Here is a 14896-nt window from a genome sequence, read left to right on the forward strand (position 1 = left end):
GTCACCCGCAGCAATGGATATGCCCCCAAGCCCCAAAAAACCAGTCGGCCCTCAGGACGCTGAGGCCACACAAACAAAAACGGCCCCTATATAAATAGAGGCCGTTCCCGGTACAACTTCAAGACATTATCGCAAGACACGTCTTATTTGCGGTCTTCCAGCTTGGTAATGTCACGCGACTCGTAGCCGGTGTACAACTGGCGCGGACGGCCAATCTTGTACGGGCTGGAGAGCATCTCTTTCCAGTGGGAGATCCAGCCAACAGTACGTGCCAGCGCGAAAATCACGGTGAACATGCTGGTCGGAATGCCGATCGCCTTGAGGATGATCCCCGAGTAGAAGTCGACGTTCGGGTACAGCGAGCGTTCGATGAAGTACGGGTCGGTCAGCGCGATCTCTTCCAGGCGCATGGCCAGTTCGAGTTGCGGATCGTTGTTGATGCCCAGTTCCTTCAGCACTTCGTCGCAGGTCTGCTTCATTACAGTCGCACGAGGGTCGCGGTTCTTGTAAACGCGGTGACCGAAGCCCATCAGTTTGAACGGATCGTTCTTGTCCTTGGCTTTGGCGATGAACTTGTCGATGTTCGAAACATCGCCAATCTCGTCAAGCATGGTCAATACGGCTTCGTTCGCACCGCCGTGGGCAGGGCCCCACAGTGCGGCGATACCGGCGGCGATACAGGCGAACGGGTTGGCACCCGAAGAGCCGGCCAGACGCACGGTGGAAGTCGAGGCGTTCTGCTCGTGGTCGGCGTGGAGGATGAAGATCCGGTCCATGGCCTTGGCGAGCACCGGGCTGATCGGTTTGATCTCGCACGGGGTGTTGAACATCATGTGCAGGAAGTTTTCCGCGTACGTCAGGTCGTTGCGCGGGTACATCATGGGCTGGCCCATGGAGTACTTGTAAACCATCGCTGCCAGGGTCGGCATCTTGGCAACCAGACGGATCGCGGAAATTTCGCGATGCTGCGGGTTATTGATGTCCAGGGAGTCGTGGTAGAAGGCCGAGAGGGCGCCGACTACACCGCACATGACGGCCATCGGGTGGGCGTCGCGACGGAAACCGTTGAAGAAGGTTTTCAACTGCTCGTGAACCATCGTGTGGTTTTTCACGGTGCTGACGAACTGGGCCTTCTGTTCTGCGGTCGGCAATTCGCCGTTGAGCAGCAGGTAGCAGGTTTCCAGGTAGTCCGACTTTTCAGCCAGTTGTTCGATCGGGTAGCCGCGGTGCAACAGAATGCCGTTGTCGCCGTCGATATAGGTGATCTTCGACTCGCACGAGGCGGTCGACATGAAGCCTGGGTCGAAAGTGAAGCGGCCCGTGGCCGTCAGGCCCCGAACATCGATTACATCGGGACCAACGGTGCCGGTTAAAATGGGCAGCTCGACGGGGGCTGCGCCCTCGATGATCAACTGCGCTTTTTTGTCAGCCATGTGGCCTCCTATTTATGCTTGAACCATCAGACAGACCCCCCACGCAGGGCCCGCACCACTATAGTGAGATAAATTCGAATGTCAATTTGCCTAAAGTCTTGCTCCAGAAGGCTTTAAGCGTACTTTTTCCTCGAAATTGACTGCCATTTACGCCTTTTATACGACTTGTGCAATCAGCTATTTGGGGTAGGTGATTGCGTTGTCATTAGTAGCCTAACTGTCTATACTCGGCCACCGACCGCCAAGGGCTTTTGGGCTTGCTTTCATTGGGGGTCGCATCCCTGGGTGGTGGTTACCTGACCAGTGCACTCCCCAACAACTTTGCCCTGATTGTTAGGGGCTCTTCAGTGTGAAAAAAAAGCCGTGAAAAGCCAACGACCTGTAAACCTAGACCTAAGGACCATCAAACTCCCAGTCACTGCTTACACGTCCATTCTTCACCGTATCTCCGGTGTCATCCTCTTCGTGTGCCTTGCCATCATGCTTTATGCATTGGACAAGTCGCTCAGCTCCGAGGAAGGCTTCGGTCAGGTGAAAGCGTGTCTGACCAGTCCGCTAGCCAAGCTAGTGATTTGGGGCATCCTGTCCGCTCTGCTGTATCACCTGGTAGCCGGTGTGCGCCATTTGATCATGGACATGGGCATCGGTGAGACGCTGGAAGGCGGCAAGCTGGGCTCGAAAATCGTTATCGCCGTTTCCGTGGTGGTAATCGTTCTGGCAGGAGTTTGGATATGGTAACTAACGTCACGAACCTGTCGCGTTCGGGCCTCTATGACTGGATGGCGCAACGTGTGTCTGCGGTCGTTCTCGCGGCTTACTTCATCTTTCTGATCGGATACGTCGTGGCCCACCCCGGCCTCGAGTATGCCCAGTGGCATGAACTGTTCGCCCACAACGGAATGCGTATTTTCAGCCTCCTGGCCCTTGTTGCTCTCGGCGCTCACGCCTGGGTCGGCATGTGGACCATCGCGACTGACTACCTGACGCCCATGGCGTTCGGCAAGTCCGCAACGGCGATACGTTTCCTTTTCCAGGCAGTATGCGGCGTTGCGATGTTCGCTTACTTCGTCTGGGGTGTGCAGATTCTCTGGGGTATCTGAGTCATGGCTAACATTCCAACGATTTCTTTCGACGCCATCATTATTGGTGGTGGCGGTGCCGGCATGCGCGCTGCGCTGCAACTGGCGCAGGGCGGTCACAAAACTGCTGTGATCACCAAGGTTTTCCCGACCCGTTCGCACACTGTATCCGCTCAGGGCGGCATCACGTGCGCAATCGCGTCCGCTGACCCGAACGATGACTGGCGCTGGCACATGTACGATACCGTCAAGGGTTCCGACTACATCGGTGACCAGGACGCTATCGAATACATGTGTCAGGAAGGCCCGGCTGCCGTGTTCGAGCTGGACCACATGGGTCTGCCGTTCTCGCGTACCGAGCAAGGCCGTATCTACCAGCGTCCGTTCGGTGGTCAGTCCAAGGACTACGGTAAAGGTGGCCAGGCTGCCCGTACTTGCGCGGCTTCCGACCGTACCGGTCACGCACTGCTGCACACCCTTTATCAGGGCAACCTGAAAGCCGGTACCACGTTCCTGAACGAGTACTACGCTGTCGATCTGGTGAAAAACCAGGAAGGCGACTTTGTCGGTGTGATCGCGATCTGCATTGAAACCGGCGAAACCTCCTACATCCGCGCTAAAGCCACCGTATTGGCTACCGGCGGTGCAGGTCGTATCTACGCTTCCACCACTAACGCCCTGATCAACACCGGTGACGGCGTTGGTATGGCTCTGCGTGCTGGCGTACCGGTCCAGGACATCGAAATGTGGCAGTTCCACCCGACCGGCATCGCCGGCGCCGGTGTACTGGTTACAGAAGGTTGCCGTGGTGAAGGTGGTTACCTGATCAACAAGCACGGCGAGCGTTTCATGGAGCGTTATGCTCCGAACGCCAAAGACCTTGCCGGTCGTGACGTGGTTGCTCGTTCGATGGTTAAGGAAATCATCGCCGGCAACGGTTGCGGTCCGAATGGCGACCACGTAATGCTCAAACTCGACCACTTGGGCGAGGAAGTGCTGCACAGTCGTCTGCCAGGCATCTGCGAACTGTCGAAGACTTTCGCTCACGTTGACCCGGTTGTTGCGCCGGTTCCGGTTGTTCCGACTTGCCACTATATGATGGGCGGCGTTGCCACCAACATTCATGGCCAGGCGATCACCCAGGACGCCGATGGCGTGGATAAGATCATCCCGGGTCTGTTCGCGGTCGGTGAAGTGGCTTGCGTATCGGTGCACGGTGCCAACCGTCTGGGCGGCAACTCGCTGCTCGACCTGGTGGTATTCGGCCGCGCTGCCGGCCTGCACCTGGAAAAAGCACTGACCGACGGCATCGAATACGACGACGCTACCGAAGCCGATATCGAAGCTGCCCTGTCGCGCCTGAACGCACTGAACAACCGTACCGACGGCGAAGACGTCGCTACCCTGCGTCGCGAGCTGCAGAGCTGCATGCAGAACTACTTCGGTGTATTCCGTACTGGCGAATACATGCAGAAGGGTATCGCTCAGCTGGCCGATCTGCGCAAGCGTATCGCCAACGTGAAGATCAACGATAAGTCGCAGGCCTTCAACACTGCACGTATCGAAGCGCTGGAACTGCAAAACCTGCTGGAAGTGGCTGAAGCTACCGCCATCGCGGCCGAAGTACGTAAAGAGTCCCGCGGCGCACACGCCCGTGAAGACTTTGAAGATCGTGATGACGAAAACTGGCTGTGCCACACCCTGTACTTCCCGGGTGACAAGCGCGTCACCAAGCGTGCCGTGAACTTCTCGCCGAAGACTGTTCCGACTTTCGAACCTAAAGTCCGGACTTATTAAGGGTGACCGCCATGTTGAATGTCAGTGTTTATCGCTACAACCCTGATCAGGACGCTGCGCCGTTCATGCAGGAATTCCAGGTCGATACCGGTGGTAAAGACCTGATGGTGCTGGACGTGCTGGCGCTGATCAAAGAGCAGGACGAGGGTTTCTCCTATCGTCGCTCTTGCCGTGAAGGCGTCTGCGGCTCCGACGGCATGAACATCAACGGCAAGAACGGTCTGGCATGCATCACGCCGCTGTCCGCCGTTGTAAAAGGTAACAAGCTGATCGTTCGTCCGTTGCCAGGTTTGCCGGTTATCCGTGACCTGGTCGTCGATATGAGCATCTTCTACAAGCAATACGAGAAGGTGAAGCCTTACCTGCAGAACGACACGCCGGCTCCGGCCATCGAGCGTCTGCAGTCGCCAGAAGAGCGCGAAAAGCTCGACGGTCTGTACGAGTGCATCCTGTGCGCTTGCTGCTCGACCTCTTGCCCGTCCTTCTGGTGGAACCCGGACAAGTTCCTGGGTCCAGCTGCACTGCTGCAAGCCTACCGCTTCCTGGCAGACAGTCGTGACACCAAGACCAACGAGCGTCTGGCTTCGCTCGATGACCCGTTCAGCGTCTTCCGCTGCCGGGGCATCATGAACTGCGTCAACGTATGTCCGAAAGGCCTGAACCCGACTAAGGCCATCGGTCACATCCGTAACATGCTGCTTTCGAGTGGCGTGTGATTCAGCTGCTGTAACCGCTGTACCGTAGAGGCTGTGGCGCGGGCTTCAACCCGCGTCATGGCTATAACCAGAGCAGTAGCCACAAGCTGCCGCTCTTATTTTGAAGAAATGAGACAAGCAGGGGCATCCGGGCTGGTACCCGGACTATCAGTGTGATCCTAAGTGGCTTGTTTTAGTCGCTGCATTCGGACTTCTGCAAGTTTGCTCGGTGTCGACACCGATGGTGTTCCCCTAACCGAGGGTGACCAAGCATGCAAGAAAGCGTGATGCAGCGCATGTGGAACAGCGCCTACCTTTCAGGTGGAAACGCTGCCTATGTGGAAGAGCTTTATGAGCTCTACCTGCACGACCCTAACGCTGTGCCAGAAGAGTGGCGCACCTACTTTCAGAAGTTGCCTGCCGACGGCAACTCTGCCACTGATGTTTCGCACTCCACGATTCGCGATCATTTCGTGCTGCTGGCAAAGAACCAGCGCCGCGCCCAACCGGTTTCCGCCGGCAGCGTGAGCAGTGAGCACGAGAAGAAGCAAGTTGAAGTGTTGCGATTGATCCAGGCCTACCGTATGCGTGGCCACCAGGCAGCCCAGCTTGACCCGCTGGGACTGTGGCAGCGTCCTGCACCTGCAGACCTGTCGATCAATCATTACGGCTTGACCAATGCCGATCTTGATACGACCTTCCGTGCCGGCGACCTGTTCATCGGCAAAGAGGAAGCGAGCCTACGCGAAATTCACGAAGCGTTGCAGCAGACATATTGCCGCACCATCGGCGCTGAATTTACGCACATCACCGATTCCGAGCAGCGCCAGTGGTTCCAGCAGCGTCTGGAAAGCGTGCGTGGTCGTCCGACGTACTCCGCCGACATCAAGAGTCACCTGCTTGAGCGCGTGACTGCCGGTGAAGGCCTGGAAAAATACCTGGGCACCAAATACCCGGGCACCAAGCGTTTCGGTCTGGAAGGCGGCGAAAGCCTGATTCCGATGCTCGACGAACTGATCCAGCGTTCCGGTTCCTACGGCACCAAGGAAGTCGTCATCGGCATGGCCCACCGTGGCCGTCTGAACGTGCTGGTCAACACCTTCGGCAAGAACCCGCGCGAGCTGTTCGACGAGTTCGAAGGCAAGAAGAAGGTCGAGCTGGGTTCCGGTGACGTTAAATACCACCAGGGCTTCTCGTCCAACGTAATGACCACCGGCGGTGAAGTTCACCTGGCCATGGCATTCAACCCGTCCCACCTGGAAATTGTTTCCCCGGTGGTAGAAGGTTCGGTGCGCGCCCGTCAGGATCGTCGTAACGACCCGACCGGTGAGAAGGTTCTGCCGATCTCCATCCACGGTGACGCTGCATTCGCAGGTCAGGGCGTGGTCATGGAAACCTTCCAGATGTCGCAGACCCGCGGTTTCAAGACCGGCGGCACCGTGCACATCGTCATCAACAACCAGGTTGGTTTCACCATCAGCAACCCGCTGGACTCGCGTTCCACCGAGTACGCCACCGACGTTGCGAAGATGATCCAGGCGCCGATCCTCCATGTGAATGGTGATGATCCGGAAGCCGTGTTGTTCGTGACCCAGCTGGCCATCGACTACCGCATGCAGTTCAAGCGTGACGTGGTGATCGACCTGGTCTGCTACCGTCGTCGCGGCCACAACGAGGCCGACGAGCCAAGCGGTACCCAGCCTCTGATGTATCAGCAGATCACCAAACAGCGCACCACCCGTGAGCTGTACGCTGATCGTCTGACCCAGGGCGGTGTACTGGACGCAGAGCGTGTTCAGGCGAAAGTCGACGAATACCGCAACGCGCTGGACAACGGTCTGCACGTGGTGAAATCGCTGGTCAAAGAGCCGAACAAAGAGCTGTTCGTGGACTGGCGTCCGTATCTGGGCCACGCCTGGACTGCTCGTCACGACACTCGTTTCGATCTGAAGACCCTGCAAGAACTGTCCGCCAAGCTGCTGGAAATTCCGGAAGGCTTCGTGGTTCAGCGTCAGGTCGCGAAGATCTACGAAGACCGTCAGAAGATGCAAGCCGGCGGCCTGCCGATCAACTGGGGTTACGCCGAAACCATGGCGTACGCGACCCTGGCGTTCGAAGGTCACCCGATCCGCATGACCGGTCAGGACATCGGCCGCGGTACGTTCTCGCACCGTCACGCTGTGCTGCACAACCAGAAAGACGCGGGCACCTACATTCCGCTGCAGAACCTGTACGACGGTCAGCCACGTTTTGACCTGTACGACTCGTTCCTGTCGGAAGAAGCAGTACTGGCCTTCGAATACGGTTACTCGACCACCACGCCAAACGCGCTGGTGATCTGGGAAGCCCAGTTCGGCGACTTCGCCAACGGTGCACAGGTTGTTATCGACCAGTTCATCACCAGCGGCGAGCACAAGTGGGGCCGTCTCTGCGGTCTGACCATGCTGCTGCCACACGGCTACGAAGGTCAGGGCCCTGAGCACAGCTCGGCACGTCTTGAGCGTTACCTGCAGCTGTGCGCCGAGCACAACATTCAGGTGTGCATGCCGACCACCCCGGCCCAGATCTACCACTTGCTGCGCCGTCAGGTGATTCGCCCGCTGCGCAAGCCGCTGGTAGTGCTGACGCCGAAGTCGCTGTTGCGCCACAAACTGGCTATCTCGACCCTGGAAGATCTGGCCGAAGGTTCGTTCCAGACCGTGATCCCGGAAATCGATGCACTGGACCCGAAAAAGGTCGAGCGCGTTGTTCTGTGTAGCGGCAAGGTCTACTACGACCTGCTGGAAAAACGCCGTGCCGAAGGCCGTGACGATATCGCCATCGTGCGTATCGAGCAGTTGTACCCATTCCCTGAGGACGACTTGAAAGAAGTCCTGGCGCCTTATACCAACGTCAAGCATGCCGTCTGGTGTCAGGAAGAGCCGATGAACCAGGGCGCCTGGTACTGCAGCCAGCACCACTTGCGTCGCAGCATCGCTAACCTCGACAAGTCTCTCGTACTTGAGTACGCGGGCCGCGAGGCTTCTGCTGCACCTGCTTGTGGTTACGCATCGATGCACGCCGAGCAGCAGGAAAAACTCCTGCAAGACGCGTTTACTGTTTAACGCCTTCGCGCACCTGAAACCGAATTTAAGGAACCACAGATAATGGCTATCGAGATCAAAGCCCCCACTTTCCCGGAATCGGTTGCCGATGGCACCGTTGCCACCTGGCACAAAAAACCGGGCGACGCTGTCAAGCGCGACGATCTGATCGTCGACATCGAAACCGACAAAGTCGTACTGGAAGTGCTGGCTACCGCTGATGGCGTGCTGGGCGCAATCGTCAAGAACGAAGGCGACACCGTTCTGTCCGACGAAGTGCTGGGCTCCATCGAAGCGGGTGGCGCTGCTGCCGCTGCGCCAGCCGCCGCTGCTGCTCCGGCCGCTGCTGCCGCTGCTCCGGCTGCTGCCGAAGGCGAAGACGATCCTGTTGCTGCACCGGCTGCGCGCAAGCTGGCTGAAGAAAACGGCATCAACATCGCTTCCGTTGCCGGCACCGGCAAGGGCGGTCGTGTGACCAAGGAAGACGTGGTGGCTGCTGTTGCTGCCAAGAAAGCTGCTCCGGCTGCTGCACCTGCCAAGGCTGCTGCTCCTTCGGCTGCCGCTCCAGTGTTCGCCGCTGGCGACCGCATCGAGAAGCGCGTGCCGATGACCCGCGTTCGTGCCACCGTGGCCAAGCGTCTGGTTGAAGCACAGTCGAACATGGCGATGCTGACCACGTTCAACGAAGTCGACATGACCGAAGTCATGGCCCTGCGTTCGAAGTACAAGGACCTGTTCGAGAAGTCCCACAACGGCGTACGCCTGGGCTTCATGTCGTTCTTCGTCAAAGCGGCTACCGAAGCGCTGAAACGCTTCCCGGCTGTCAACGCGTCGATCGACGGTGGCGACATCGTTTACCACGGCTACGCCGACATCGGTGTTGCTGTTTCCAGCGACCGCGGTCTGGTGGTTCCGGTTCTGCGTAACGCCGAACTGATGAGCCTGGCTGAAATCGAAGGCGGCATCGCCACTTTCGGCAAGAAAGCCCGTGACGGCAAATTGTCGATGGACGAGATGACCGGTGGTACCTTCACCATCACCAACGGTGGTACCTTCGGTTCGATGATGTCGACCCCGATCGTCAACCCGCCGCAGGCAGCGATTCTGGGCATGCACAACATCATCCAGCGTCCTATGGCCATCAACGGTCAGGTCGTTATTCGTCCGATGATGTACTTGGCGCTGTCCTACGATCACCGTCTGATCGATGGCAAAGAAGCTGTAACCTTCCTGGTGACCATCAAGAACCTGCTGGAAGATCCGGCTCGTCTGTTGCTGGATATCTGATAGAAGCAGCTGCGGGCTTCAAGTTTCAAGCTGCAGGAAAAGGCAGCTTGGCTTGGAGCGCGCGGCTTGAAGCTTTTCGCTAAAGAGGATTTTTTGAATGTCGCAGAAATTTGACGTAGTAGTGATCGGTGCCGGCCCTGGCGGTTACGTAGCTGCCATCAAGGCCGCGCAGCTGGGTCTGACCACTGCCTGCATCGAGAAGTACACCGACGCTGAAGGCAAGCAAGCCCTGGGCGGCACCTGCCTGAACGTCGGCTGCATTCCTTCCAAGGCGCTGCTCGACAGCTCCTGGAAATACAAGGAAGCGAAAGAAAGCTTCAACGTTCACGGTATCTCGACTGGCGAAGTCAAAATGGACGTCGCTGCGATGGTTGGCCGCAAGGCTGGCATCGTCAAGAACCTGACCGGCGGCGTTGCCACCCTGTTCAAGGCCAACGGCGTTACTTCGATCCAGGGCCACGGCAAACTGCTGGCTGGCAAGAAAGTCGAAGTCACCAAGCCAGACGGCTCGGTTGAAGTCATCGAAGCTGAAAACGTCATCCTCGCTCCAGGTTCGCGTCCGATCGACATTCCACCGGCTCCGGTTGATCAGAAAGTCATCGTTGATTCGACTGGCGCACTGGAATTCCAGTCCGTACCAAAACGTCTGGGCGTGATCGGCGCTGGCGTGATCGGTCTGGAACTGGGTTCGGTATGGTCGCGTCTGGGTGCAGAAGTGACTGTCCTCGAAGCGCTGGACACTTTCCTGATGGCAGCGGACACCGCTGTTTCCAAGGAAGCGCTGAAAACCCTGACCAAACAGGGTCTGGACATCAAGCTGGGCGCTCGCGTCACCGGCTCGAAAGTGAACGGCGACGAAGTCGTTGTGAACTACACCGATGCCAACGGCGAACAGACCATCACGTTCGACAAGCTGATCGTGGCCGTTGGTCGCCGTCCGGTGACCACTGATCTGCTGGCTGCCGACAGCGGCGTGACCCTCGACGAGCGCGGTTTCGTGCACGTTGACGATCACTGCGCGACCACCGTACCGGGCGTTTTCGCCATCGGTGACGTGGTTCGCGGCATGATGCTGGCTCACAAAGCTTCGGAAGAAGGCATCATGGTTGTCGAGCGCATCAAGGGCCACAAAGCCCAGATGAACTATGACCTGATCCCTTCGGTTATTTATACTCACCCGGAAATCGCGTGGGTTGGCAAAACCGAGCAGGCCTTGAAAGCTGAAGGCGTTGAAGTTAACGTCGGCACCTTCCCGTTCGCCGCTTCCGGCCGTGCCATGGCCGCCAACGATACCGGTGGTTTCGTCAAGGTCATCGCTGATGCCAAGACCGACCGCGTATTGGGCGTGCACGTGATTGGCCCGAGCGCTGCAGAACTCGTTCAGCAGGGCGCGATCGGTATGGAATTCGGCACCAGCGCTGAAGACCTGGGCATGATGGTTTTCTCCCATCCGACCCTGTCTGAAGCCTTGCACGAAGCTGCTCTGGCTGTGAATGGCGGCGCCATCCACATTGCCAACCGCAAGAAGCGTTAATAGACAATAAGAAACCACGGCGGTAACGGCCCGTCGTGAGCCTTGCGAGCAAGTCTCACCGCGGAATGTCCGCTGGACGCAGTCTTGCGTAGCTGCACCGGGTATCCGGAAAGGCTACGCAAGCAGCAGTCACAGGTGGCGCGGCACTCAAACGAGCGCAGCGCCGAATGCGCAGTACCTAACGAAGACGGTAAAAAGCATGAATCTTCACGAGTATCAGGGTAAGCAGCTGTTCGCTGAATACGGCCTGCCAGTTTCCACTGGTTACGCAGTAGACACCCCGGAAGCAGCAGCAGAAGCTTGCGACAAAATCGGCGGCAGCGAGTGGGTTGTCAAAGCCCAGGTCCACGCCGGTGGTCGCGGTAAAGCGGGCGGCGTCAAGCTGGTTCGCAGCAAAGAAGACGCCAAAGCCTTCGCACAGCAGTGGCTGGGCAAGCGTCTGGTGACTTACCAGACTGACGCCAATGGCCAGCCAGTCACCAAGATCCTGGTTGAATCGTGCACTGATATCGCTAAAGAGCTGTACCTGGGCGCTGTCGTTGACCGTTCGAGCCGTCGCATCGTGTTCATGGCTTCCACCGAAGGTGGCGTGGACATCGAGAAAATCGCTCACGACACTCCAGAAAAAATTCTGAAAGCCACTATCGATCCACTGGTTGGCGCTCAGCCATTCCAGGGTCGCGAGCTGGCATTCCAGCTGGGTCTGGAAGGCAAGCAGGTTGCTCAGTTCGCCAAGATCTTCGTAGGTCTGGCCAAACTGTTCAAGGATCACGACCTGGCTCTGCTGGAAGTGAACCCGCTGGTGATCAAGGCTGACGGCGATCTGCACTGCCTGGACGCCAAGATCAACATCGACGCCAACGCAATGTACCGTCAGCCTAAGCTGAAGACTTTCCACGATCCGTCGCAAGACGATCCGCGCGAAGCGCACGCTGCCAAGTTCGAACTGAACTACGTAGCACTGGAAGGCAACATCGGCTGCATGGTCAACGGTGCTGGCCTGGCCATGGGTACCATGGACATCGTCAACCTGCATGGCGGCAAGCCAGCCAACTTCCTCGACGTAGGTGGTGGCGCTACCAAAGAACGCGTAACTGAAGCGTTCAAGATCATTCTGTCCGACACCAACGTCGCTGCAGTACTGGTCAACATCTTCGGCGGCATCGTTCGCTGCGACATGATTGCCGAAGGCATCATCGGCGCTGTGAAAGAAGTCGGCGTGAAAATCCCGGTTGTTGTTCGCCTTGAAGGCAACAACGCTGAGCTGGGCGCTAAAGTACTGGCAGAAAGCGGTTTGAACATCATCGCTGCTACCAGCCTGACCGACGCTGCTCAACAAGTTGTCAAAGCTGCGGAGGGCAAATAATGAGCGTCCTGATCAATAAAGACACCAAAGTTATCTGCCAGGGTATTACCGGTTCGCAAGGTAGTTTCCACACCCAGCAAGCCATCGAATACGGCACCAAGATGGTTGGCGGCGTAACTCCGGGCAAAGGCGGCACCGAGCACCTGGGTCTGCCAGTGTTCAACACCGTTAAAGACGCAGTAGCGGCCACTGGCGCTACCGCCAGCGTGATCTACGTTCCGGCTCCTTTCTGCAAAGATTCGATCCTGGAAGCGGCATTCGGCGGCATCAAGCTGATCGTCTGCATCACCGAAGGCATTCCTACCCTGGACATGCTGGACGCCAAAGTTAAGTGCGACGAGCTGGGCGTAGTCCTGATCGGCCCTAACTGCCCTGGCGTGATCACCCCAGGCGAATGCAAGATCGGCATCATGCCAGGTCACATTCACTTGCCAGGCAAGGTTGGTATCGTTTCGCGTTCCGGCACCCTGACCTACGAAGCTGTGAAGCAGACTACTGACGCTGGTTTCGGTCAGTCGACTTGCGTCGGCATCGGTGGTGACCCGATCCCGGGTTCGAACTTCATCGACATCCTGAAGCTGTTCCAGGAAGACCCGAAGACCGAAGCGATCGTAATGATCGGTGAGATCGGCGGTTCGGCTGAAGAAGAAGCGGCTGCCTACATCAAGGCACACGTGACCAAGCCGGTTGTTTCCTACATCGCTGGTGTGACTGCTCCTCCGGGCAAGCGCATGGGCCATGCTGGCGCAATCATCTCTGGCGGCAAAGGCACTGCAGACGAGAAATTCGCTGCGCTGCAAGACGCAGGCGTGAAAACCGTGCGTTCGCTGGCAGACATCGGCAAGGCCCTGGCCGAGCTGACCGGTTGGGCTGTCAAGTAAGCCTCGCGCTTAGCTGACGCTTCACCAAACAAAGGCCACCTTCGGGTGGCCTTTGTCGTTCAAGAGCAGCTACAAGCTACAAGTTTCAGGCGACAAGCTTTTTTCTTGCAGTTTGAAACTTGTAGCTTGCAGCTGCTTTTCATACATAAACGCGACACGGAAACGTCGCGTATCGGATAGTTCGCCCTCTAACAGTGCGTTCGCAGGCCAAATTCGTTAGGCTAGCAGCCATTTTTGCGTCTGCCGCCCACAAGGCATGCAACGCGCTTTAAGGGTCAGTCCCATACGGATCGACAGCATTTCCCTAATTACACAGGGCAATCCCCCTCTAAATTCCGATTCAGTAGTGTGGTATTACCTTAATGAAAGTTTTGAAAGGTCAGGACATCCTGGCACTTGGCTTTATGACATTTGCCCTGTTCGTTGGGGCTGGCAACATCATCTTCCCGCCGATCGTTGGCTTGCAGGCCGGACCTCACGTCTGGATGGCTGCACTGGGCTTCCTGATCACCGCGGTCGGTCTGCCGGTGATCACCGTCGTCGCACTGGCCAAGGTTGGTGGGGCGATGGATGCGCTGAGCAGCCCGATCGGCAAGATCGCTGGCGGCATTCTGGCTGCAGCGTGCTACCTGGCGGTCGGCCCGTTGTTCGCCACCCCGCGTACCGCGACCGTATCCTTCGAAGTGGGTCTGGCGCCGTTGACCGGCGAAAGCCCGCTGGCGCTGTTCCTCTACAGCTCGGTGTACTTCCTGCTGGTGTTCTTCATCTCGCTCTACCCTGGGCGTTTGCTGGACACCGTTGGCCGCTTCCTTGCACCATTGAAGATCATCGCGCTGGCGGTGCTCGGTATCGCGGCATTTGCCTTGCCGGCGGGTGACATCGGCCATGGCACTCCTGAGTACGTAGCGGCACCGTTCTCCCAGGGTTTCATCAATGGTTACCTGACCATGGATACCCTCGGTGCACTGGTGTTCGGCATCGTCATCGTTAACGCGATCCGCTCCCGTGGCGTCGAGTCGCCGGCGCTGATCACCCGTTACGCGATTATCGCCGGCCTGATCGCCGGTGTCGGTCTGGCGCTGGTGTATGTCAGCCTGTTCCGCCTCGGTTCCGGCAGCCATGAAGTGGCCGTAGGCGCGACCAACGGCGCAGCGGTATTGCACGCCTATGTGCAACACACCTTCGGTTCGCTGGGCAGCGGTTTCCTCGCGGTGCTGATCTCGCTCGCCTGTCTGGTGACAGCGGTTGGTCTGACGTGTGCTTGCGCTGAATACTTCAGCCGTGTGCTGCCACTGTCCTACAAGACCCTGGTGATCATTCTGGCGGCGTTCTCGCTGCTGGTGTCCAACCTGGGCCTGACCAAGCTGATCGCGTTTTCGATTCCGGTGCTCACTGCGATCTATCCGCCGTGCATCGTGCTGGTCGCACTGAGCTTCTGCAAAGACTTCTGGCATGAGCACGGCCGCATTCTCGGTCCGGTGATGCTGGTGTCGTTCGTGTTCGGCACCATCGACGCGCTGAAAGGTGCGGGTCTGGCCGACTGGATGCCGTCGCAGTTGTCCCACCTGCCGCTGAGCGAGCAGGGCCTGGCATGGCTGGTGCCGTGTGTGATGACCCTGGTGGTCGCGGTGGTTTGCGATCGCCTGCTGGGCAAGCGCAGCGAAGCGGTTGCCTGATGTTGTCTGACCCGCCACAAGCGGGTCTTCAACGCTTAAACAGAAATGCCCCGTATCAATCGATA

At 58.0% G+C, this 14896-nt stretch carries 11 protein-coding genes; 10 read left to right on the top strand and 1 reads right to left on the bottom strand.

The window, feature by feature from the left end; translation table 11 throughout:
• Positions 1 to 143 precede the first annotated feature (143 nt).
• Complete coding sequence (gene gltA / locus M9827_RS05710; RefSeq protein ID WP_003222994.1) at positions 144 to 1433, bottom strand: citrate synthase; 1290 nt, start codon at positions 1431 to 1433, stop codon at positions 144 to 146.
• A 363-nt stretch (positions 1434 to 1796) separates the two neighbouring features.
• On the opposite strand from gltA, the gene sdhC reads away from it, so the two are divergent.
• The 10 genes from sdhC to brnQ all read left to right on the top strand — a co-directional run bounded on the left by sdhC (position 1797) and on the right by brnQ (position 14831).
• On the top strand, positions 1797 to 2171 hold the full coding sequence (gene sdhC / locus M9827_RS05715) for a succinate dehydrogenase, cytochrome b556 subunit (protein WP_016773673.1): 375 nt from the start codon (positions 1797 to 1799) through the stop codon (positions 2169 to 2171).
• Positions 2165 to 2533, top strand: coding sequence for a succinate dehydrogenase, hydrophobic membrane anchor protein (sdhD, locus tag M9827_RS05720; protein ID WP_003222999.1), 369 nt, complete (start codon positions 2165 to 2167; stop codon positions 2531 to 2533). Before sdhC ends, sdhD begins: the two co-directional genes overlap by 7 nt.
• Before the next feature lie 3 nt (positions 2534 to 2536).
• Positions 2537 to 4309, top strand: a complete 1773-nt coding sequence (gene sdhA, locus M9827_RS05725) for a succinate dehydrogenase flavoprotein subunit (protein ID WP_250604107.1) — start codon at positions 2537 to 2539, stop codon at positions 4307 to 4309.
• 11 nt (positions 4310 to 4320) lie between these two features.
• Entirely contained in the window at positions 4321 to 5025 is a 705-nt protein-coding gene (locus M9827_RS05730) for a succinate dehydrogenase iron-sulfur subunit (RefSeq protein WP_095050238.1), read from the top strand.
• Positions 5026 to 5276: 251 nt separating this feature from the next.
• A complete protein-coding gene (locus tag M9827_RS05735) occupies positions 5277 to 8108 on the top strand; it encodes a 2-oxoglutarate dehydrogenase E1 component (RefSeq protein ID WP_250604109.1) in 2832 nt (943 codons plus the stop codon).
• Positions 8109 to 8150: 42 nt separating this feature from the next.
• Positions 8151 to 9374: a 2-oxoglutarate dehydrogenase complex dihydrolipoyllysine-residue succinyltransferase gene (odhB, locus tag M9827_RS05740; RefSeq protein WP_103307282.1), complete on the top strand. Its 1224-nt coding sequence runs from the start codon at positions 8151 to 8153 to the stop codon at positions 9372 to 9374.
• Positions 9375 to 9471: 97 nt separating this feature from the next.
• A complete protein-coding gene (gene lpdA / locus M9827_RS05745; RefSeq protein ID WP_123465866.1) occupies positions 9472 to 10908 on the top strand; it encodes a dihydrolipoyl dehydrogenase in 1437 nt (478 codons plus the stop codon).
• Between the two features lie 199 nt (positions 10909 to 11107).
• On the top strand, positions 11108 to 12274 hold the full coding sequence (sucC, locus tag M9827_RS05750) for an ADP-forming succinate--CoA ligase subunit beta (protein ID WP_007919879.1): 1167 nt from the start codon (positions 11108 to 11110) through the stop codon (positions 12272 to 12274).
• Entirely contained in the window at positions 12274 to 13155 is an 882-nt protein-coding gene (sucD, locus tag M9827_RS05755; RefSeq protein WP_007919877.1) for a succinate--CoA ligase subunit alpha, read from the top strand. Before sucC ends, sucD begins: the two co-directional genes overlap by 1 nt.
• 362 nt (positions 13156 to 13517) lie before the next feature.
• On the top strand, positions 13518 to 14831 hold the full coding sequence (gene brnQ, locus M9827_RS05760) for a branched-chain amino acid transport system II carrier protein (RefSeq protein WP_250604111.1): 1314 nt from the start codon (positions 13518 to 13520) through the stop codon (positions 14829 to 14831).
• Positions 14832 to 14896 lie beyond the last annotated feature (65 nt).

It is taken from the genome of Pseudomonas sp. AKS31, assembly GCF_023634765.1.
Taxonomy (GTDB): domain Bacteria; phylum Pseudomonadota; class Gammaproteobacteria; order Pseudomonadales; family Pseudomonadaceae; genus Aquipseudomonas.